The following is a 19,886-nucleotide window of genomic DNA, read 5'->3' on the forward strand; positions in this document are numbered from 1 at the left end:
ACGGTGACATACAAGAAAGATCGCAAGGTTCTCAAGCGCGTCGATTACGGGGCCGCCAAGAACTCCCTGATGGGGGTTTTGGCGGCCCTTCTGATTTATGCCCTGGTTTTTGCCTGGGGGCAGGTTTATCAGAGTTTCGAACTGGAAGCGCTCATCGGAGGCGGGGTCGTTCTGGCTGTTACTGCCTATCGACTATGGCTGGTTGCCCGTTTCGATGCCCTTTACGGCTCGGGGCCGGCACGCTGGCGCAAGCTGTTTGGCGCCGGTCTGGCCATGCATGCGCTGCTGTGGGGGATACTCCCGGCCTGGCTGGCGTGGCGACTGGGCTCCGGCTTCAACTTCTTCGCGGTACTGCTTTATAACGTCGGTGTCACCACGGCCTTGGGTAGCTCCTGGATGGCCGGTCTGCGGGTGCGTCAGGCGTATATCGTGCTGATGTTTCTGCCCACCGTGCTGGTACTGCTGATCACCGGGTCGCTGCACGACTGGGTGATCGCGATCATGATCAGCATCTATGCGTTCTACCTGTTCCGGCTCTACCGCGGGCAGTATGAAACCTTCTGGCATGCGATGACCCGCGAACGCCGCGGACGGGGCGAAAGCAGCAGTCAGCAGCCGGTTCGCAGCAGTACGGAGGTGCAGCTCAGTCTGGTCTACCGACTGGCCCACGAACTGCGCACGCCGATGAATTCCCTGATGGGAATGATGTCCCTTCTGGAAGATACCCGTCTCGATGATGAACAGAAGGATTACCTGCAGGTAGCCGGGCGCAGCGGCAAGCTGCTGTTGTCGTTGATTGATGACGTACTCGATTACTCCCGCATCCTGTCCCGGCGGGTCACCCTCAATTCCGAATTCTTTGATTTCCGCACCGCCATTGAACAGGCCCTGGAAGCCTTCGGCCCCATGGCCCAGACCACGGGGCTGGAACTTACCTGTGTAATCGACCGGTTGCTCCCCAAACGCATTCGCGGCGACCGTGAGCGCCTCATGCAGGTGCTCAACAACCTGTTCAGCAATGCCATCAAATTCAGTGATAACGGCGAGATCCGTCTCGATGTGGATTTTACCGTGGAAAGCGAAAGCAACGGTGTGTTGCGGGTGCGCCTCAGCGACCAGGGCTCGGGTATGGATCCGGAAACGTTGCGCCATCTGTTCCAGGATCGCTTTATCGAAGAGGGCCAGGATGTCTACAGTAGCCGTCATACCGGCTTCGGCCTGCTGGTCTGCAAGGGCCTGATTGATGCCATGGGAGGCACCCTTGGCGCCGAGAGCGTACCGGGGGAGGGCTCCACCTTCTGGTTCACTGTGCCGGTGCAAATGCAGCCTGACATGCGCGAGGCCCAGGATCTGGTACGTGCCCTTGATGGCGCCGAAGCCGTGGTAGTGGGTGCCGCCTCCGGTACCGTTGCCTGCCTGCAGGAAGAGCTTGAGACGCTCGGCTGCCAGTGCTCTTCCGCCCAGGGTTATGACCATGCCTTGCAGGCCCTGCGGGCCGGCCACCGGGAGCACAGTGATTTTGACCTGCTGGTGGTGGATACCTGGACGCGCCCGGAATTGGCTCTGAACCTGTGCCGCAATGTGCTGGAAGATCCTTCCCTGCGACCGGTGCGACTGGTGCTGCTGGCCACTATCGAAGAGCGTGGCACCCCGGCGGTACAGAAGCTGATCGACAAGCACGGATTGGTGGTGCTGGTGCGCCCGGCCCATCGCCGCAGTCTGCGCAACGCGTTGGCTCGTCTGGTGGGCCTGCAGCGTCAGCAACCGGTTGGCGATGCGCCCATGCAGACCCGTGAGGAGCGCCAGCGGCGCAAGCAGTTCCGGTTGATGCTGGTGGAAGATAATGAGGTCAACCAATTGGTGACCCGGGGCATGCTAAGCAAGCTGGGCTATCAGGTGAAAACCGTCAGTAATGGGGAAACGGCACTGGCCCTGGTGGACCAGGAAGGCTTTGATCTGATCCTGATGGATTGCATGATGCCGGAAATGGACGGCTTTGAAGTGACCCGCCGGCTGCGCGACCGCGAGAAGCAGAATGATGGCACGCGAACTCCGGTTGTGGCGATTACCGCCAATACGGCGGAAGGCGTGCAAGCACGTTGTCTGGCGGCGGGAATGGATGATTTTCTGGCGAAACCGGTGCACCTGGACGCACTGGAAACGGTTCTGCGTCGCTGGTTGCCTGCGGAGCCAGACGTTGATGAGGATGATGAATGACAAGAAAAGCCTTGCTGCTGGGGGCCACCGGACTGGTCGGTAACGACTGTCTTGCCAATCTGCTGGAAAGTGATGAGTACGAACAGGTACGGGTACTTTGCCGTCGTCCCCTTTCCATAGAGCATCCCAAGCTCGATGTTCATGTGGTTGATCTGGATCAGATGGAAGCCTGCCAGGCGTCTTTTCAGGTAGATGATGTGTTTTGCTGCCTGGGCACGACCATGAAGAAGGCCGGGTCGCGGCAAGCCTTCCGCCATGTGGACCATGATCTGGTGGTGCTGGCCGGCCAAATGGCCCTGCGCGCCGGCGTGCAGCGTTTCCTGGTGGTTTCGGCCGTCAATGCCAAAGCTCGTTCCCCGTTTTTTTACGCCCGCGTAAAAGGGCAGATGGAAAAAGCACTGGTTAAACTGGAGTTGCCGTTACTTGCTATCCTCCAGCCCTCCCTGCTGCGCGGTCAGCGAAATGACCGGCGGCCGGCGGAGGACTGGGGCAACATCTTCAATCGCGTGATTGAGCCGCTAACCCGCTGGACTGACGCCCACTGGCTGCCGGTAGACAGCCAGAAAGTGGCAGACGCCATGGTGGGGATGGCCCTTGAGGGGCCGCAGACCGGTCTCTACAAACTACGCTACCGGGATTTTCTGGTGTTTGCCGGCAAGTTCCGTAACCAACGAGAAGTGAAAGGCGAGTAGAGCTGGTGGTTAAAACGGCGCGACTGTCGCCTGCCACGCTGGAACACCTTTCTCACCACTGTTTTAAGGAGTCAGTATGACTTTTGTGACCTGCGATCTCTGTGATGACAATGCCGACAGCGTGTCTGTGGTAACCGGCTATAACTGGTTCAGCTACGGTGCACGTAGTGCCTTTGGTGGGGAAGTCGTGACAGTGAAATGTTTCGAGGACAACAGTCGCGTCAAGGAACATCTGGGCACCGACGGTAAAGGGAAGGTGTTGGTGGTAGATGGTGGCGGTAGCCTGCGCAATGCCCTGATCGGCGACATGATTGCCGAGAACGCGGTCAAGAATGGCTGGGAAGGTGTGATCATCTATGGCGCCTGCCGGGATGTGGACGAGCTGGCCAAGCTCGATATCGGCGTTGTCACTCTGGGCTGCGTGCCGATCAAATCCGTGCGCCGCGATGAAGGGCAGCTCAATATCGACATCACTTTCGGTGGCGTTACGTTTCACCCGGGGGATTATGTCTACGCGGATAACAACGGCATTATTACTTCGCCGAAGGCGTTGCTGTAGCCTATCTTTGTCAGCTGCCCCAAAGGGGCAGCTTAGGTGCGGATTTCTGGTGCCAGCCCAAATGATGCTTTTGCTTGCATATCGCGGATATACATCATCAATTCCTGTTCTGCGTCTCTGTGAGTATCAAAAGGACCTTCAACAGTATTTTCCCTGGTCGAAAAGAACCAGCGTCCTCCTTCGTTAAAAAAGCGATCGCTGCGAAACCAGGTCTTTGCTTCCATGTCTTCGGCTCTGACTTTCATAAAATTCCCTTTTTTGCATATGGCCTTTTTCAAAAGGTAACATTGTGTAACTATTTGCATCTACCGCCGTTCGTCGTTCAGCGGCTAAACAGAGCCCGTGGTGATCAAAGCAATATCTGTTATAAAAGGAACCATTGGCCTATTTCGGTCCGATACACAGGGAAGTTCTCTCTCATGCTGAAGTCGATTCGGGTCGCCGATTACATGACCCGCAACCTGGTTACCCTGAAACCCCATGTTTCGGTCAATGATTCCATTCGTATCCTCCTGGAAAACCGAATTTCCGGTGCCCCAGTGGTGGATGAAGCGGGAGGTTTGGTAGGGGTTTTTTCCGAGTCGGATTGTCTCAAGGGTGCTTTGCAGGCCAGCTACCATGAAACAGAAATTGGCCCGGTTGCCGAGTATATGACCCGAGATCCTCAGACTATCTCGCCGGACAGCTCAATACTGGATGCGGCAGAAATCTTTATTGCCGATCATCGGCGTCGTCTTCCGGTGGTAGATAAGGGCAAGCTTGTCGGGCAGATCAGCCGTCGCGATCTACTGAGGGCGATGGATGATTTCAGTCGAAAGCATACTCTATAAGGAATCAACAGTGGCCGGCTCCAGCCAGTCACTGGTAATAGCCAAATTCGCAGTTGCAGTCTTCTGTCCGGTTATTTCTCTGACCCATTGCAGGAAGTAGCCGCCATTACTGAGGCTGACCTTTTAATATGTAATCACTTTCCCAAGGGGGGGAACCATGAACCAGCCTTATCAGGCTCCATCCGCGGATGTGTCCGCCGCCAATGCTGATGAAAGTTATCAACCCAAATTCTTTGCGGCCTCAGGCCGTATCGGTCGGATGCGTTATGTAGTCTATGCCTTTGGTCTGACCATGTTGTCCTATCTGGCGATAGCCGTCGTGGGAGGCATTCTTGCCGCGATCATGGGCGGCTTTGACAGTGCTTCTGCCAATTCCGGGGCCACCATGCTGCTGGGTTTTCTGGCTATGGTGGTGATGCTGTTTATTCTGGTGATGACGGTTATCTATGCAATCCGCCGGTTGAATGACATCAATGCCAGCGGTTGGTTTGTGCTGTTATTTCTTGTCCCGATCGTGAATCTGATCATGGGCTTGCTGTTGATCTTCATGCCGGGCACCAGGGGAGCGAACAAATTCGGCCCCAGGCCGGTAGCTAACAGCGGTGGGGTGATAGCGGCTTTTGTTGTGGTGACGGTATTGTTCGTGGGTTATATCGGTGTACTGATGGCAGTGGCCGTGCCGGCCTACAATCAATATGTCGAGCGTGCCCAGGCTGCTTCTGAAATGCAGTACGACTATGACTACTGAGCAATAGAGCAAGAGCGCTACATCGGGTATAAAAAAAGGGGCTCCGAAGAGCCCCTTTTTTATTCCTGCGAAACCTTACGGCAGCAGGTGGGAAACGGCGTCACGTTCTTCCGCCAGTTCCTTCTCGGTGGCTTCCATCTTGCCACGGGAGAAATCGTTCACTTCCAGACCCTGAACGATGCTCCAGTCACCATCCTTGCAGGTGCAGGGGAAGGAGTAGATCAGGCCTTCCTGGATGCCGTAGGAACCGTCGCTGTAGATACCCATGGAAACCCAGTCACCGTCGGCAGTGCCGAGGGCCCAGGAACGCATGTGATCAACAGCTGCAGAGGCTGCAGAAGCGGCAGAGGACGCGCCACGGGCCTTGATGATGGCGGCACCGCGCTGCTGGACTTCCGGAATGTAAGTGCCTTCGTACCAGTCCTGTTCGATCTGGTCGACGGCCACTTTACCGTCCACTTCGCAGTGGTGCAGATCCGGGTACTGGGTGGAGGAGTGGTTGCCCCAGATGGTCATCTTGGTGATGTCGTTGACCGTCTTGCCCAGTTTGTTGGCCAGTTGCGCCATGCCACGGTTGTGGTCCAGGCGGGTCATGGCAGTAAACTGACGGGGGTTGATGTCCGGCGCATTGCGCTGGGCGATCAGGGCGTTGGTGTTGGCCGGGTTGCCGACAACCAGCACCTTGATGTCCTTGCTGGCGTTGTCGTTGATGGCTTTGCCCTGGGCAGAGAAGATTGCTGCGTTGGCTTCCAGCAGATCTTTGCGCTCCATGCCTGGACCACGCGGACGAGCACCAACCAGCAACGCGTAGTTGGCGTCCTTGAAGGTCACGTTGGCATCGTCGGTGCCAATAATGCCGGCGACCAGCGGGAAAGCACCATCTTCCAGTTCCATGATAACGCCCTTCAGGGCTTCCATGGCCGGGGTGATTTCCAGCAGTTGCAGAATAATGGGCTGGTCTTTGCCGAGCATGTCGCCGGAGGCGATACGGAACAGCAGGGAATAGCTGATTTGGCCAGCGGCGCCGGTAACGGCTACGCGTACGGGTGCTTTCATTAACAATCTCCTAGCTTTAATTCGGGAGAACTTATGGGGCTGAAACCAGGGGAGCCACTGAGCAATGGCGAATTCCGCCATGGGTCAGGGGTCCCGGACGGGGCGCATTATAAAGGAAGCACAGGCCTATTCATACTTGGACCGAGGTCCGGTTGACTGACTTGAGGCACGGAATGACGAAATGGGATGTGATTATTGTCGGGGCGGCTCAGGCCGGATGTGCCGCCGCCTGGGATTTGGCGGCGGCCGGACGGCGTGTACTGGTGCTGTCACGGCCTGCCGGGCAGGGCAAACCCTGCGCTGGCGGGGTGACAGCCAAGGCCCTGAATCGCTACCGATTTTCCATTGCGCCAGTAGTTCGTGAAGTGGTCTCCACTCTCTGGGTCGGGCGTTTTCCCGCAAACAGCCAGGCTCTGCATGCCCCAAACCCCTTCTGTGTGATGACCGAACGGGCCGAACTGGATGCGTTTTGCCGACAACAGGCGCAGCAGCAGGGCGCCAGTTTTGTGGAGACACGAGGGGTTCAGTCCCTGCGTCAGGACGGCCGCTCTGTCACCCTGACCACCCGTGAGGGCGAGCGCTTTCAGGCCGACGCATTGATTGCCGCCGATGGTGCCCACAGCCCGGTACGCAAACTGTTGGGCGAGCGCCGTTTTGCCGGCGCGGTGGCCATCGAAGGGTTTGTGCCTCGAGACCAGCTCTCTCGCTATCCGGGCATGACGCTTGATTTTGCGGCAATCAAAGGTGGCTACGGTTGGCTGTTCCCCAAGGGAGATCATGTCAACGTCGGGCTTTACGTGTGGCGCCAGGGTATTGCCTCCCCGAGCCGTGAGCTGCTCGATCGCTACAGTCAGCAACAGCTGGGCACCCGTCCCTCTGGGGTACAGGGCTACCCGCTGGGTACCTGGCTGCCTCAGTCCCGTTTGTGTCAGGGCAGAATCCTGTTTGCCGGCGATGCGGCCGGTTGTACTGAAGCGCTGCTGGGTGAGGGGATTTATGGCGCCGTTCTCAGCGGTCAGCTGGCCGCCCAGGCGATTCTTGCCGGGCAACTGGCGAGCTACCCTCAGTGGCTGGCGGGTTGGCGCGAAGAGGTGGCGACGGTGGAGCAGCTGGCGCGGCTCTTTTACCCGTTAATGCCGCTGTCTACCCGCATGCTGCAGGGTAATCTGGGAGAGACCCTGGTTGAGGGCTTTGCCCGGGGACTTACCCTGGGCCAATGCAAGCGCCGCTGGCGCGGCGCATCAATCGTCGGGAGATAAAGCGCTGCCTTGTTGTTCCCGGTAGTGAACCGGGGTTACACCGAACCAGCGCTTGAAGGCCCGATTGAAAGCGCTTTGTTCCGAATAGCCCAGATCCAGGGCGATCTGGTTTACCGAGCGGTCGCTGTGCAATAACCAGTCACAGGCCAGACGTCGGCGTTCATCTTCCAGCAGGCTGGAAAAATCCGTGTTCTCTGAGCGCAACTGGCGGCGCAGGGTCCAGGGCTTTATCCCCAATTGGTCGGCGATAGGTTCCAGTTGCGGGACACCCTGCTGCAGGCGTTTCTGAATCTCCAGGCGCACCTGTTCCAGCAAATTGTCGCGGGCATGGTACTGGGTTACCGCCCGCTGCATGCGAGAACGCGCCACCTTGTGCATTTCCGGGTCCGCATCGCGCAGCGGCAGGTCCAGCAAACCGGCGTCCAGCACGATGGCATTCACTGGCTGCTCGAAGGCCACCTCACAGCGGAAGATTCGCTGGTATTCCAGCTCATCGCCCTGGGGCGGGTGGCGAAACAGCACCCTGGCTGGCGACATTTCCTTGCCGATCAACCAGCGGCCGTAAACGATGGCGCCGGCGAAGTTGGCATCTATGCGAGCCGGATAAGTGGCCAGGTCTTCCAGGTCGCTTTCCCAGATAAGCCACAGGGACTTGTCGCGCCACTCAAAGCGCAGCTGGGCACATTCACTGGTGACTTTGGTGAAGGGAATCATCAGCTCGATGGCGTCACCAAGGGTGGCGCTGGACATGCTGGCATAGCCCAGCTCGCCCATGAAGCGCGGGCGGATGCCTTCGCCCATATGCAGACCGAAAAGCGGATCACCACTTTCTTTCATGGCCTGCTTGAGCAGCTGGTTCTCCACCGTCATGGCAATCCGGGACTGGGGGTTTTCCAGATCGTCGTTGCTGATACCCAGATCCACCAGGGCACCACTCAGATCGACACCGGCACGCAGGGCGGCATCCAGCAGGAATTCAAGCCAGAAAGGGGCGACGGTACGTAATTTCAGTGAAGAAGACAGGCTGGCGGACATCTTGGCTCGCGTCGTTTTTGTTATCTGCAGAGGTTACTAGATAACGAGAGGCAAGCGACGAAGTCAACGGTTCAGGTGGGACAAAGCGGGGAGAGCAGGGGCGGCGGTACCGCCCCTGAGGCTGGCAAAGCGATTATTTTGCTTCTTTGGCCAGCTTGTTGACCTTGCGGGTCAGGGTGGCCAACTTCTTGTTCAGGGCTTCTACCTCATCGCGAGTGGGCAGACCCAGGGCGGAAGCAACTTTGCCGCGGACTTCGTCCAGCTGGGACGGCTGCTTCTTGGCAGTGGTTTTTTTCTGTGGCTTGGCTACGGCTTTCTGACGCTTCTCGCCAGTTTTCACCAGCGTCTGAAACAGCTCATTGCCGTTTTCTTCCAGACGGGTGTAAGCACCGCGTACGGCGGTGTTCAATTTTTCCAGAGCCGCTTTGGCTTCGGTAGTAACTTGCTCATAGCGCTCGTTGAGTTGCTCGATCGTAGCGTTGCTCATAGGGGGCTTCCCTCCGTAGAAAAAATGGATTAGCAAAGCCCTCTGGCGGTGGCTGCGAGGGCGTGAACAAGTGTAAGTCAGGATTCTGACAGTGTTGTTAATGTTGTCTAACAATTAAACATGAGGTTTGGCCTACTCATCAGTAGGTAATTTGCTAAGGTCTACATCCAGCCTTTGCGGGGGTAGTCATTATCGCTTCTGAGGCACCATTTTCCGGCGGATGAAGCGCCTCGGGCATGACCGGGCTGTCGGACAGAAATCAGAAAAGGATCCATCCATGTCAGTAGTGATTCGTCAGGGCCACTATCAAGGGCTTAGCGGTAACGGTGTCACCGAATACAGAGGCATCCCCTTTGCCTTGCCGCCGCTGGGCGAGCATCGTTTCAAGGCGCCGCGGGCGCTGCCGGACGCTGATAACGAGATCACGGCGGATCAATATCCCCAGCCCTCGCTGCAGATGAAGAACCCGTTGATGGGAGTTCATGACTCCAGTGAAGACTGTCTTTACCTGAATATCTGGGTGCCGGAGGGGCAAGGCCCCTTTCCGGTGATGGTCTGGTTCCATGGCGGTGCCTATCTGGCCGGCGCCATTTCCCAGCCGCTGTACAACGGTGCTGAGCTGGCCCGTAGCCAGCAGGTGGTGGTGGTGAATGCTGCCTATCGGCTGGGAGCCATGGGCTTTGCCGATTTCACGGCGGTGGCGCCGGAGCTTCAGGCCGACACCAATCTGGGGCTACGCGATCAGCTGGCGGCGCTGGAATGGGTCCAGGAAAACATCAGCGGTTTTGCCGGTGATGCGGATCGGGTCACCGTATTCGGGGAATCCGCCGGTGGCTTCAGTGTCTGTGCGCTACTGGCATGCCCGCGGGCCGCAGCACTGTTTCATGCAGCTATCGTTCAGTCCGGTGCGGCGGATTTTGTACTGGCGCCGGAACAGGTTCGCAAGGTCACCGATGCCTTTGTGGCCGCTCTGCCCGGCGAGGGCAGTGCGACGGAAAAGCTGCACGATGCCACCGCCAAAGACTGGGTCAAAGCCCAGAACCAGGCAGTGAAAGTGCTGGTGGACCGGGGGCTGCGCACTACCACGCCACAGTACGCGATGAATCTTCTTCCCATGGTAGATGGTGACCTGTTGCCGCTGCTACCGATCGAGGCCATTGCCGCCGGTGCTGCCGCTGACAAGAGACTGCTGGCCGGGGTCTGCCAGGATGAATACCACTTTTTCCAGTACGCCGGGGTGCTGGCCGGAACAGTGAAAATGGCATCCCTGCGAGACGTGGATGAGCAAGAAATCCAGCGTCGTTTTGAGCGTGGGCTGCCGGGAAACGGAGCCCGGGCATTTGACTATTATCGCACCAAGGTAACGCCGGATCCGCGTCGCAGCCCGCTGGATGTGTTTTCAGCCATGGAATCCGATCGCCTTTTCCGTGTGCCCACGGTCCGTCTGCTGGATGCCCAGAGTCGCCATAACCCGGATTGCTGGGGCTTCCAGTTTACCTGGCAGAGCGAGCCCTTCGGCCTGCCGCTGGGTGCCTGCCATGTGGTGGATGTGCCCTTTGTGTTTGGTGTCACTGATACCCCGGCGGGAATGTATTTCACCGGCGGCGGTGATGCCGCCAGGGCCCTGTCCCGTAAGGTGCAGGATGCCTGGGGGGCGTTTGCCCACGGTGATGATCCGGGTTGGCAGGGCTGGTCCGCCGGACGGCAGGTGCGCCAGTTCGGTCCGGGCGAGGAGATGGCCGGTTTGCTGGATGAGGCTGGCGAGGGCCTCTGGGAAACCATCATTCCCGTCCCGAAGTAAGTGAATAGCGCTCGATCGCCGGAGATTTCTCACAATCCCCTAAAGCGCGTAGAATACCGCCCCCGTGCGGCCCTGCTACCGCGCTATACGGGTTGTGATCTGCCACATTTGCGATGTGGGCGAGTAGAGAGTGGTGAGCGTCATGAGCGTAGCAACATTGATCGAGCGCAAGGTTTCCGAGGCCGTCCCTGTGGCACATTTGGCCCTGGAAAACGAAAGCCACAAGCACAGTGTGCCGCCCAATTCAGAAACCCACTTCAAGTTGGTGCTGGTGAGTGATGCCTTTGACGGCATGCTGCCGGTGCGTCGCCACCAGTTGCTCTACAAGGTACTGGCCGACGAGCTGGCCGGGCCGGTGCATGCGCTGGCGCTGCACACTTATACCGTGGCGGAGTGGCAGGCCAAAGGGGGGGAGGTGAGCGAATCGCCTGACTGTCTTGGCGGCAGCAAGCATGATCCGGAGTTCAAGGCGTGAGTCAGCATAAAGTGGAAAGGTCGGACAGCATTGTCGTTGCTGCCCTGTACAAGTTTGTCTGCCTGGATGATTGCGAGCAGTTGCGGGAGCCGCTGCTGGCACTGATGCTGGCACAGGATGTGCGCGGCACTCTGTTGCTGGCCGCGGAAGGCATCAACGGCACCATCTCCGGGCCACGGTCCGGCATTGATACGGTGCTTGGCTGGCTCCGCGAGGATGCGCGTCTGGCGGACCTGGAGCACAAGGAGTCCTTCCACGACGAACATCCCTTCCTGCGTACCAAGGTTAAACTCAAGAAGGAAATCGTCACCATGGGCGTGGAGGGAATCGACCCCAACCGCACAGTGGGTACCTACCTGAGCCCGGAAGAATGGAATGCGGTGATCAGTGACCCGGAAACCCTCCTGATCGATACCCGTAATGATTACGAAGTGGAAGTGGGCACTTTCAAGGGTGCCATCAATCCGGAGACCCGCACCTTTCGTGAGTTTCCGGACTATGTGAAAGACACGCTGGACCCGGCGAAACACAAGAAAGTGGCCATGTTTTGCACCGGTGGGATTCGCTGCGAAAAATCCACCGCTTACCTCAAAGAGCAGGGCTTTGATGAGGTCTATCACCTGAAAGGTGGCATCCTCAAATATCTGGAAGAGATGCCCAAGGAAGACTCCCTGTGGGAAGGTGAGTGTTTTGTTTTCGATGAAAGAGTCACGGTTGATCACGATCTCAATCCTGGCGAATTTGACCAGTGTCATGCCTGCCGTCGTCCCATTAATGACGACGAAAAGGCCTCGGAAAAATTCCAGCTGGGCGTCTCTTGCCCCAAGTGCTACGACGAGTCATCTCCTGAGCAGAAGGCGCGTTTCGCCGAACGTCAGAAGCAGATCGAACTGGCCCGCGCCCGCGGTCGCCAGCATCGTGGACAGAACCCGCGCAAGCCGTCCTGAGCTCTCCAGTTTCCAGACACGAGCCACCAGTCGCGAAGATCCCGGTTGTTGATTTTCGCTGCTGGATTTTCGTTCCGCGATCACAGCATGTCGCTTCTTAACGGGACAGATCACCAATAGTGCCGCCGGGCGCGATGACATAGACTGGGCGCTGCCAGGTCCTCGTGGAGTCTCCATGAAGTGTTTGCTTGTCAGCCTGTTGGCGGTAGTCACCACCATCGCAGTGGCTGAGCCCGTTCAGGTTGCTGTTTCTGCCAATTTTTCCTCCCCACTGAAACAACTGGTCCAGCGTTATCGCCAGCAATACCCGCGGACGGATATTCAAATTACTGTGGGTTCCACCGGCAAGCTTGCCGCCCAGATTCGCCAGGGGGCTCCCTATGATATTTTTCTGGCGGCGGATGACAGGCGGCCGCAGGAGCTGGCTTCTGAAGGTTTGCTTGAGGCCGACACAGTGCGCACCTATGCCATTGGCAGGCTGGTGTTGTGGTCACCGGATGCCGGGGCGGTTCTCGATGGCTCTTCGCTGGTGACCGGCATGGTCACTCCGGTGGCCATGGCCAATGCGCGTAGCGCTCCCTATGGCGAAGCTGCCGAGGCAGTGCTGGAACGGTTTCCACTACCGGATTCGGTGAGCCTGGTGCAGGCGGAGAATGTGGCGCAGAGCTATCACTTTGCTCACAGTGGCGCCGCAGAGGCTGCCTTTGTGGGCCTAAGCCAGGTACAGGACCAGGGAGGGCGACAGTGGCGTATTCCCGAGGCGTTCTATCCACCGATACGTCAGCAGGGTGGTGTACTGAGGGATGGACCTGCAGTACATCATTTCTACGATTTTCTGTTTTCTGGCGAGGCTCAGGCAATGATACGCAGCCTGGGGTATCGCACTGATGAGGCCGCCGATGATGTTGAGTGATGGCGACTGGCTCGCCCTGTGGGTAGGGGTCAAACTGGCAGTGGTTACCACCCTCATCCTGCTGCTGGTATGCACGCCGCTGGCCTGGTGGCTGGCCCGCCGTCGTTTGCCCGGGCAGGCGCTACTGGAAGCCTTGCTGGCCCTGCCTCTGGTGTTGCCGCCGTCGGTGCTGGGATTTTATCTGCTGATCGGGCTGGGACCGAATGGGCCGGGCGGCTGGCTGGCACAATGGGGCGGTGTCCGTTCCCTGGCGTTCAGTTTTACCGGCCTGGTGATTGGATCTTTGGTCTACTCGCTGCCCTTTGTCCTGCAACCCCTCAAGAGCGCCTTTGCGGCCATTGAGACACGGCAACTGGATATGGCGGCGGTCTCTGGTGCCCGGCCCATGGATCGTTTTTTCTCGCTGGTGATTCCCCAGGCGCGGCATGGCTATGCCAGTGCGGTGATTCTCGGTATTGCGCATACCCTCGGGGAATTTGGTGTGGTGCTGATGATCGGTGGCAGCCTGGCCGGGGAAACCCGGGTTGCCTCCGTGGCTCTTTATGAGCATGTGGAGGCGGGGGACTACGCCAGTGCGCATCGGTTGGCAGCGGTGCTGCTGGTGGCGTCTGTGTTGATGCTGTGGGCTCTGTTTCGCTGGCAACGAAAGCAGCAGAGCACCGGGGTGATGCCATGAGTCTGACATTCTCTCTGTCTGGCCAGGTGGGGCCATGTCGTTTGCAGGCGCAGGCGCAACTTGCTGCCAATGGTGTGACCGTTCTGTTCGGTCCTTCCGGGTCTGGTAAGAGCACGCTGCTGAGAATGCTGGCCGGGCTCCAGGATTGCGATGGCGAGATTCGCTTCGGTGATCAGCTCTGGCAAACCGACGACGCCACGCTGCCGCCCTGGCAGCGTCCCCTGGGCATGATGTTTCAGGAGCCGACCCTGTTTCGCCATTTGAGTGTGCGCGGCAATCTGGACTATGTGGTGAAACGTCGGGGAGCAGCAGGGGACCTGGACAGCGTGGTAAGTCAGACGCGTATTGAGGGTTTGCTGGGGCGTTCCGTGCAGACACTTTCCGGGGGCGAGGCTCAGCGGGTGGCGCTGGCTAGAGCGTTACTGGCCGGACCGGAGCTGCTGTTACTGGATGAACCCCTGTCGGCGCTGGATCACGGTCATAAGCAGGAACTGCTGAAGATGATCAGTGACATCGCCAGACAGGTACCGGTGATCTATGTCACCCATGATCTGGATGAGCTGCTGACCTTGTCGCGGCAAGTCTGGCTGATGGAGCAGGGACGTATCGTGGCGCGGGGCAAGGCTCACGAAGAGCTGGCCCGGCTGGATGGGCCGCTGGCACAGCGTGGCGATGCCACGGCCTTGTTGTACGGTGAACTGGGGGATTATGACAACCGGGATCACCTGCAGGCGGTGACCGTTGCACAGCAGACATTCTGGCTACCGGCTGCGCAGCCCGTGGCTGGCGAACAGCCGGTACGACTTCGCATCGCTGCCCGGGATGTGAGCCTGTGTCGTCAGGCGCCGCAGGATTCCAGCATTCTCAATATCCATCCGGTGCAGGTGGCTGCTTTGCGCGAAGTAGGGCCGGGACAGGCTGTGGTACAGCTGGCTCTGGGAGACCAACGGTTGTTGGCTCGCATCTCCAGCCGCTCCGCCCGCGAACTTGAGGTGTTCCCGGGGACGCGACTTTATGCGCAGGTAAAGGCGGTGGCGCTGGGGTGAGGTCAAAGCTACAAGCTACAAGCCTCAAGCTAGAACGTGGCTCAATAATGTTGGTATTTGAAACACAAGAGGCCACGCCCGGGTCCTTGGCGCGGCCTCTTGCGTTGGAAACCTTACATTCGTTTCTCGTGTTGTAGCTTGAGGCTTGTCGCTTGAAGCTGTTCAAGCCGCCGCGTTTTCCTTTGCCTGGCAGCCTTCCTCGTCACAGCCCGCCTGGCTGCGCCAGTCTGCGGCGAGACCGAAGCGGAGTTCGCCGGTGGTGATGGTGCTGGTGCCGGAGAAGAAGAACATGGCCACGGTGATGACCTGCAGGCTGAGAATAACCCCCGGTGACCAGAGGGCTCCCAGGCCGGCAGCAAGATCCGGCGACAGGCCCGCATGGTCCGGCAGGGCGAGGCTGATGGCAATGCCGTAGAGTGCGGCCAGCAATGCCATCATCTGGTATACCGAGAACAGTCTGCTGCCACCACGATAGTCTGCCCGCAACGTTTCTGAATATACCCGCCACAACTGACTTCCTACCAGGCTCAGGGCAAAAGCCAGGGCGAATTGGCGGTGGAAGAATAGGGCACTGCAGACCAACGCGAGGGCGGTATAAACCACACAGGTGACCGCCTGGATGGGGATCACCTTGACGGCTTCCATCTCCCCGGCAAAGGCAATCTTTTTGGTCTTGCCGATAAACACATGATTCAGGGTGCAGAACAGGCGCTGGGCCCAACGCGGTGAGTGCCGCAGCGCCTTACCATAGCAACAGCCAAAGCTGATGCACGCCAGTCGTCCGATGCCTTCGCCCAGCACATAGGCAATCGACATGGCTGCCAGCATGGGCAGAATCGGTAAAGCAGTCTGCCACCAGTGCTGGCTGGCTAGATCCGCCAGCCACAGGAACAGGGGGGCGATAATAATGCCGACAAAGCTGGCACCGCCGACGGTGAAGCCATGGCGGTTTTTTTCCACCACGGTGGCAATGATCTTGGCGGCGGGCAGGCAGATTGCCAGTGTCCCCAGCGTCAGTATCAGTGCGGTGCCCAGCGACACACCGGCGGAAGCGGTTAATAGAATAAAGCAGGCAACCCCTAGCCCGCCGGCGATACCGGTGAAGAGGCCGTAGAAGGTCAGGTTCAGTCCCTGCCAGGAGCCATCATGGTTTTTCTTCAGGGGTAACGAGGCCACGAATTGCCAGCGCTCTTCGGGCAGATGACGGAACAGAAAGCGAAAACCTGCCCCGAAGATCAGGGCGCACCCCAACAGAAACAGATCCACAGCCATAGCGAGTTCCTTCAGCGGTAGCGTCAGGGCTCAGCATGTGGGTATATCAGTGCGCAGGAATGACAGCCAGGTGACGGTTGTATGAAGGTGGAGCGCAGCAAGATTCAAGGAAGATCCGAGAAAGTGCGAGGTTAACTAGCGGCTTGAATAAAACTGGAAAGGAGTGCTTGGCGGATATTCTGCGGACTAATCCCGATTGCGCAAAAAACACTCGGCGGCTTGCACGATCAGTTCGGTGACGGAGCGGTCTTCCATCAGGGCCTGCATTTTCAGACGTTTGTGCAGATCGGCGGGGATATCGGCGGTGAGGCGGCGGTAGCCATCACGAACAGCTCCCGGGCGCTGTGGCTTCGCGGCTTTCTTCGAACCGGGTTTACGAGCGGCACCGTTACGCTTGCGGGGGCGTTGCTGCTCTTCAATAGTGACGAAATCGATCTGTTCCATGGGTGCTGCAATGAGGCCGGCGAAGACAGTCGCCAGATTACTGGAAAGTGCTGCAAATAGACAGGATTGGCCGTTAATTTTATAGTGCAAAACCTTGATTAAAAAAGCGTTGTCGCAAAGGCGACGAAAAGAACAGGGGTTGGGGGAGATGATGGAAAATGTGGATGTCCTGATCATCGGCAGCGGCTTTGGCGGCTCAGTGATGGCCTGCCGGATGGCGGAGAAGGGAAGTCGGGTGGTGGTGCTGGAACGGGGGCGGCGCTGGTTGTCGGACGATTACCCATCTGTGTCCCAGCGCGACTGGTTCTGGGATGAAGATGAACCGGAAAAACAGAACGGCTGGATTGATTTCCGCTACTTCGGCGACATGAGTATTGCCATGGGCGCCGGAGTGGGTGGCGGCTCGCTGATCTACGCCAATGTCAGTATCGAAGCCAAGCCTGAGGCCTTTGCCCAGGGCTGGCCGGAGGCTATCGATTACGCCACGCTAAAGCCCCATTACGATACCACTGGCATCATGCTCAACGTGCAGGAGCTGCCGGGCAATCAATGGACGCCGCGAACCCATCTGATGAAGGAAGGCGCTGACGCCGTCGGGGCCGGCGACCGGTTTCGTATTGTGCCCCAGGCGATCACCTTTGATCCCGACTGGAGCACGCAACGGGATGATCCTTACTCCTATAGCCATAGCCAGAGCTGGGTAAATCCGCAGGGTAAAACCCAGGGCACCTGCGTGCATTGTGGTAACTGCGACCTCGGCTGTCCGGTGCAGGCCAAGAACACCCTGGATCTGAATTACCTGGCGGCGGCGGAGAATGCCGGCGCCGAAGTCCGGCCGCTTCATCATGTGCGCACCATTCGCGCCCTGGAAGGCGGCGGCTATGAAGTGCTGGCCCGTGACCTGGACAATCATTGCTGGCGCCGCTTCAAGGCGGAAAAGGTGATCGTGGCTGCCGGTTCCATGGGCTCCACGGAATTGCTGTTGCGCTGCCGGGATCAGTACAAGACCCTGCCGAAACTGAGCCGCACGCTTGGCCATAATTGGTCCTGCAATGGTGACTTTGCCACCATGGCGTTTTACGACGAACGCCAGATTTCTCCCACTCGGGGGCCGACCATTACCAGCGCCATTGATTACCTGGATGGGGCAGATGGTGGCGCCCGTTATTTTGTCGAAGATGGGGGCGTGCCCGATATTCTCGGCAGCTGGATGGAGCGACTGGGCAAGGATCCCCGCTTTGCCAGTACCCGGCTGGGTGCCGCCATGCTCAAGTATGGAGAGAGTAGCGATCCTTTTGCCAAAATGATGCCCTGGTTCGGACAGGCCATGGACGATCCCGGTGGCCGTTTCTATCTGGGCCGCCGCTGGTACTGGCCCTGGAAGAAAGACCGCTTGAAACTGGATTGGGATTATCGCAAGGCGGAAAAGGCAGTACAGGGTCTGGCTGACCGCCATCTTGCGTTGACCGCTGCCACCGGCGGGGATCCGATGACGCCAGCGACCTGGGACTGGTTCAAGGACCTGGTGACCCCGCACCCGCTGGGGGGCTGCAATATGGCAGATTCTGTGGATCAGGGCGTGGTAGACCACCGGGGAGAAGTGTTCAACTATCCCAATCTGTTTGTGATTGATGGTGCCATGGTGCCACGGGCACTGGGTTTGAACCCATCACGGACCATTGCTGCGCTGGCCGAGTACGCCGCCAGTGAAATGGGATGAGCGTGGCTTCACGTGGCTTGCTTCATGAAACCCCTGACACCGTGCGGTTTACGTGTTGTCAGCAAGGCAAGCGTGCTGCTCATTTCCGGGTACGATACATTGGTAGTCAGTAGAGAATCAGAGAGGAATCCACAATGGCCGATGCCCGTTTCCATATCGTCTTTGCCGGTCAGCTGGTGAAAGGGTCGGACCTTGCGACGGTAAAGAGCAACCTGGGAAAAATTTTCAAGATGGATGCCGCCCGGGTGGAGAAATTGTTTTCCGGGCAGCCGGTAGTGCTGAAGAAGGATGCTGACCAGGCCACCGCAATGAAATTCCGCGCGGTGCTGAAACAGGCTGGCGCTGAGTGTGAATTGCGACCGGTAGCCGCCTCTGACCAGACACCGGCTACCTCATCGGCGCCGGTACCGGAACCCCGCGCAGCCTCTGCGGCCCCGGAAAGTCGAGAGCCGACAGAGCCTGCGTCAGGCGAGCTGGAAACGGTGGGTACCATCCGCACCGGGGGGACCGGCTTTTCCGGGGCCTTCTCGGTGGCGGAAGTGGGTGCGGAGATGGATAACAGGGAAAAGGTCGCTCCTCCACCAGCGCCGGATGTGGGGCACTTGACCATGGCTCAGCCAGGAGAAGTGCTGGGGCAGAAAAAAGAGGAGAAAACACCGGTGGCACCGGATATCAGCCATCTGTCTCTGAAAGACGACTGACGACCGTGCGGTTATGACATCAGGGGCTGGATGCGGCCTGGAATACGGTTTCCCGCTCGTTACCTTCCAGGCGATTCAATAGCCGGTGACGACTTTGCAGCGCCGGATAAACCGGGCTGTCTGGGGAGATGGAAATCACCAGCGTTTGCATAAGTTCACGGGCGCCGTTTACATCCCGCTGGCGGATCAGTTTGTCGAGTTGGGCAAAGGCTTCGTTGTCTGCGGCCAGGGTATCCAGCTCAGCCTGTTGTTCCGGATTGGCTGTGAGCGCGCGAGCACGGCGTATCGCTACCTTGACCGCGCGGGTATCGCCCAGATCAAGAAGCTGGCGAATCACCGCGTAGTTTTCACTGAGATCCACTGCGTCGCTCTTGGCTTTTCCCGGCGGCGCTTTGGGAGGCGTTTCTGAGGTTTTTTTCAGCGCTGGTGGCGAAGATGCTGCTGGGGCTGGCGACTCAGTGGCTTCGCCATCATCGCTGAGCGTCAACGTCCAGCTACCCAGCTCACAGCCACTTTCTGTGCTGACGTTTACCTGCCACTGACCACCGGCAGCCAGATCAAGGCCGGCGAAGGTTTTTGACGACCAGGTGCGCCAGTAATCCGAGCTCACTGCCAGCGGCACATCAACAATGGGCTCACCGTTATAAGACCAGGTATGGTGAAGCTGCTCGCCGTTGCCATCCTGGATGGCGGTAAAGAATAGCAGCTCATCGACAGAGAGCGGGGCGGTTGTGAGCTGAGCGAGCGGTTCCCGTTCTTCCACCGCGGTGGTGAAAGCGGCACTGACCAACGTCGGGCATGCGTTGTCGGTGGCAGTTTCAGCGAAGGCCAATGCCGGAATCAGCAGGCCGGTGACAATGCAGATACGCACCTTGATACCCCCCAGAATGTTGTCTGGCTGCCGCTTATGTCTGAATCGTTTTTTGGATAGCGGCAGCGTCTACAACAAGACTAGTGGTACAGCGGCAACAAGGCGCAGAACTGCGTCACGTTAGCGGTGAACGTTCG

At 58.5% G+C, this 19,886-nt stretch carries 21 protein-coding genes; 14 read left to right on the forward strand and 7 right to left on the reverse strand.

Annotation, left to right across the window (positions count from 1 at the left end; translation table 11 throughout):
• The first annotated feature begins 3 nt into the window (after nt 1-3).
• The 3 genes from ACMG4N_RS10595 (at nt 4) to rraA (ending at nt 3,468) form a co-directional block, all read left to right on the forward strand.
• The gene (locus ACMG4N_RS10595; RefSeq protein WP_414431597.1) at nt 4-2,217 is read left to right on the forward strand and encodes a response regulator; all 2,214 of its coding nucleotides are present in this window, start codon (nt 4-6) and stop codon (nt 2,215-2,217) included.
• Nucleotides 2,214-2,909, forward strand: coding sequence for an NAD(P)H-binding protein (locus tag ACMG4N_RS10600; RefSeq protein ID WP_297763442.1), 696 nt, complete (start codon nt 2,214-2,216; stop codon nt 2,907-2,909). The genes ACMG4N_RS10595 and ACMG4N_RS10600 overlap by 4 nt, the downstream gene beginning before the upstream one ends.
• Nucleotides 2,910-2,985: 76 nt before the next feature.
• Nucleotides 2,986-3,468, forward strand: coding sequence for a ribonuclease E activity regulator RraA (gene rraA, locus ACMG4N_RS10605; RefSeq protein ID WP_297763444.1), 483 nt, complete (start codon nt 2,986-2,988; stop codon nt 3,466-3,468).
• 32 nt (nt 3,469-3,500) lie between these two features.
• On the opposite strand, the gene ACMG4N_RS10610 is transcribed toward rraA, so the two are convergent.
• Nucleotides 3,501-3,713: a DUF6316 family protein gene (locus tag ACMG4N_RS10610; RefSeq protein ID WP_297763448.1), complete on the reverse strand. Its 213-nt coding sequence runs from the start codon at nt 3,711-3,713 to the stop codon at nt 3,501-3,503.
• Nucleotides 3,714-3,887: 174 nt separating this feature from the next.
• Between ACMG4N_RS10610 and ACMG4N_RS10615 the strand changes: the two genes are divergently transcribed.
• Nucleotides 3,888-4,298 carry a CBS domain-containing protein gene (locus ACMG4N_RS10615; protein ID WP_297763450.1) on the forward strand — a complete coding sequence of 137 codons (411 nt, stop codon included), beginning with the start codon at nt 3,888-3,890 and terminating at the stop codon, nt 4,296-4,298.
• A gap of 157 nt (nt 4,299-4,455) precedes the next feature.
• Nucleotides 4,456-5,046, forward strand: coding sequence for a DUF805 domain-containing protein (locus ACMG4N_RS10620; RefSeq protein WP_297763453.1), 591 nt, complete (start codon nt 4,456-4,458; stop codon nt 5,044-5,046).
• Between the two features lie 75 nt (nt 5,047-5,121).
• Here ACMG4N_RS10620 and ACMG4N_RS10625 read toward each other — a convergent pair whose 3' ends face one another.
• The gene (locus ACMG4N_RS10625) at nt 5,122-6,102 is read right to left on the reverse strand and encodes a malate dehydrogenase (RefSeq protein ID WP_414431601.1); all 981 of its coding nucleotides are present in this window, start codon (nt 6,100-6,102) and stop codon (nt 5,122-5,124) included.
• Between the two features lie 173 nt (nt 6,103-6,275).
• Here ACMG4N_RS10625 and ACMG4N_RS10630 point away from each other — a divergent pair, with 173 nt between their 5' ends.
• Complete coding sequence (locus ACMG4N_RS10630) at nt 6,276-7,361, forward strand: geranylgeranyl reductase family protein (RefSeq protein ID WP_414431602.1); 1,086 nt, start codon at nt 6,276-6,278, stop codon at nt 7,359-7,361.
• Here the strand turns inward: ACMG4N_RS10630 and ACMG4N_RS10635 are convergent.
• Nucleotides 7,344-8,396, reverse strand: a complete 1,053-nt coding sequence (locus ACMG4N_RS10635; protein ID WP_414431603.1) for an AraC family transcriptional regulator — start codon at nt 8,394-8,396, stop codon at nt 7,344-7,346. The two genes, ACMG4N_RS10630 and ACMG4N_RS10635, sit on opposite strands and share 18 nt — an antisense overlap.
• 133 nt (nt 8,397-8,529) lie before the next feature.
• Nucleotides 8,530-8,883, reverse strand: coding sequence for a poly(hydroxyalkanoate) granule-associated protein (locus ACMG4N_RS10640; RefSeq protein WP_297763464.1), 354 nt, complete (start codon nt 8,881-8,883; stop codon nt 8,530-8,532).
• 277 nt (nt 8,884-9,160) lie between these two features.
• On the opposite strand from ACMG4N_RS10640, the gene ACMG4N_RS10645 reads away from it, so the two are divergent.
• From ACMG4N_RS10645 to modC, 6 genes are all read left to right on the forward strand, one after another.
• Nucleotides 9,161-10,684 (forward strand): carboxylesterase/lipase family protein, encoded by a 1,524-nt coding sequence (locus ACMG4N_RS10645; protein ID WP_414431605.1) that lies wholly within the window; start codon nt 9,161-9,163, stop codon nt 10,682-10,684.
• A 142-nt stretch (nt 10,685-10,826) separates the two neighbouring features.
• On the forward strand, nt 10,827-11,159 hold the full coding sequence (locus tag ACMG4N_RS10650; protein ID WP_272963213.1) for a BolA family protein: 333 nt from the start codon (nt 10,827-10,829) through the stop codon (nt 11,157-11,159).
• Nucleotides 11,156-12,106 (forward strand): rhodanese-related sulfurtransferase, encoded by a 951-nt coding sequence (locus ACMG4N_RS10655; RefSeq protein WP_414431607.1) that lies wholly within the window; start codon nt 11,156-11,158, stop codon nt 12,104-12,106. The genes ACMG4N_RS10650 and ACMG4N_RS10655 overlap by 4 nt, the downstream gene beginning before the upstream one ends.
• Before the next feature lie 175 nt (nt 12,107-12,281).
• The gene (gene modA / locus ACMG4N_RS10660; protein ID WP_414431609.1) at nt 12,282-13,019 is read left to right on the forward strand and encodes a molybdate ABC transporter substrate-binding protein; all 738 of its coding nucleotides are present in this window, start codon (nt 12,282-12,284) and stop codon (nt 13,017-13,019) included.
• Entirely contained in the window at nt 13,009-13,695 is a 687-nt protein-coding gene (gene modB, locus ACMG4N_RS10665) for a molybdate ABC transporter permease subunit (protein WP_297763810.1), read from the forward strand. Before modA ends, modB begins: the two co-directional genes overlap by 11 nt.
• Nucleotides 13,692-14,741 (forward strand): molybdenum ABC transporter ATP-binding protein, encoded by a 1,050-nt coding sequence (gene modC / locus ACMG4N_RS10670; protein WP_297763479.1) that lies wholly within the window; start codon nt 13,692-13,694, stop codon nt 14,739-14,741. Before modB ends, modC begins: the two co-directional genes overlap by 4 nt.
• Nucleotides 14,742-14,903: 162 nt before the next feature.
• Here the strand turns inward: modC and ACMG4N_RS10675 are convergent, their stop codons facing one another.
• Together ACMG4N_RS10675 and ACMG4N_RS10680 are read right to left on the reverse strand one after the other, a co-directional pair.
• Nucleotides 14,904-16,013, reverse strand: coding sequence for a prolipoprotein diacylglyceryl transferase family protein (locus tag ACMG4N_RS10675; RefSeq protein ID WP_297763482.1), 1,110 nt, complete (start codon nt 16,011-16,013; stop codon nt 14,904-14,906).
• A 186-nt stretch (nt 16,014-16,199) separates the two neighbouring features.
• Nucleotides 16,200-16,457, reverse strand: coding sequence for a hypothetical protein (locus tag ACMG4N_RS10680; protein ID WP_414431611.1), 258 nt, complete (start codon nt 16,455-16,457; stop codon nt 16,200-16,202).
• A gap of 148 nt (nt 16,458-16,605) precedes the next feature.
• On the opposite strand from ACMG4N_RS10680, the gene ACMG4N_RS10685 reads away from it, so the two are divergent.
• Together ACMG4N_RS10685 and ACMG4N_RS10690 are read left to right on the forward strand one after the other, a co-directional pair.
• On the forward strand, nt 16,606-18,177 hold the full coding sequence (locus ACMG4N_RS10685) for a GMC oxidoreductase (protein WP_414431612.1): 1,572 nt from the start codon (nt 16,606-16,608) through the stop codon (nt 18,175-18,177).
• Between the two features lie 134 nt (nt 18,178-18,311).
• Nucleotides 18,312-18,878: a hypothetical protein gene (locus tag ACMG4N_RS10690; protein WP_414431614.1), complete on the forward strand. Its 567-nt coding sequence runs from the start codon at nt 18,312-18,314 to the stop codon at nt 18,876-18,878.
• Between the two features lie 19 nt (nt 18,879-18,897).
• Here the strand turns inward: ACMG4N_RS10690 and ACMG4N_RS10695 are convergent, their stop codons facing one another.
• On the reverse strand, nt 18,898-19,749 hold the full coding sequence (locus ACMG4N_RS10695; RefSeq protein ID WP_414431615.1) for a DUF2914 domain-containing protein: 852 nt from the start codon (nt 19,747-19,749) through the stop codon (nt 18,898-18,900).
• Between the last annotated feature and the right edge of the window lie 137 nt (nt 19,750-19,886).

The organism is Alcanivorax sp. IL2 (assembly GCF_047495475.1).
Lineage (GTDB): Bacteria > Pseudomonadota > Gammaproteobacteria > Pseudomonadales > Alcanivoracaceae > Alcanivorax.